The organism is Pseudomonas psychrophila HA-4, assembly GCF_000282975.1.
GTDB lineage: Bacteria > Pseudomonadota > Gammaproteobacteria > Pseudomonadales > Pseudomonadaceae > Aquipseudomonas > Aquipseudomonas psychrophila_A.
This window is the reverse complement of the sequence record NZ_ALJC01000024.1, coordinates 1-722: the sequence shown is the minus strand read 5'-3', so window position 1 is coordinate 722 and position 722 is coordinate 1. Positions and strand designations below refer to the sequence as shown.

The window sequence follows — 722 nt, the reverse complement described above, 5'->3', positions numbered from 1 at the left end:
ACTTAAATGGCCGACGTTAAGGGTCAACCACACAACTTCGCCACCGGTACTGTCGCGCAGCCCTATCATCAGCGAATAGTTGTGCATAACGGCGTATGGGTTAACTACAGTGCCAGCCGTGACACAGGCGGTCACTTCTTCCCACGGGACAATTAGCGGAGGTTCACCTTTTTGACGAACGTAGGCAACTTCGCGACGTTGGCGGTTAAAGCGGACGGGCGGGACGGAGGTTATTTGGTGGATGCTTTTGTATAGGGGTATTCCTGCCATAACCAAAATTACTGCAACAAAACCCCACGCATAATAATTGGGAAGCACAAGTGTTAGTAAAATCTCAAAAACGGGCGAGCCATCCTTAACATAATCATGAACTCCTAAACCGACCCCGACTAGCAAAAAAAATATAACCATGAACATAATTGAACCTACCGATGCTCGTACGGCGAATTCCAAACCGCTAACACCATGGGCAAAATCCAAAAACACATCATTCACGTCACGATGCATTCGCTGACCTGTAAAAGCAGCAAACCCTGTCGGCAATGGTTTAGGGGCAAGATAAAAGGCCTCTGCTCCGCTTTTGACCTCAAAATCTCCGGCATGAGGTAATCGGTTGTACTTGGGGTCACTCATGTAAACGACCCGCTTGTTCAACTGAGGATTCAGGTTCAGTAAATTTGACCTTGTAGTAATCAAACAAACTCTGGCCTTCGCTCATAGCC

1 pseudogene is annotated in these 722 nt (G+C 47.5%); it reads right to left on the bottom strand.

From position 1 onward, the window contains the following. Positions 1-633 (bottom strand): annotated as a pseudogene (locus B347_RS0102790) (hypothetical protein); the annotation flags it as partial. Positions 634-722: the final 89 nt, after the last annotated feature.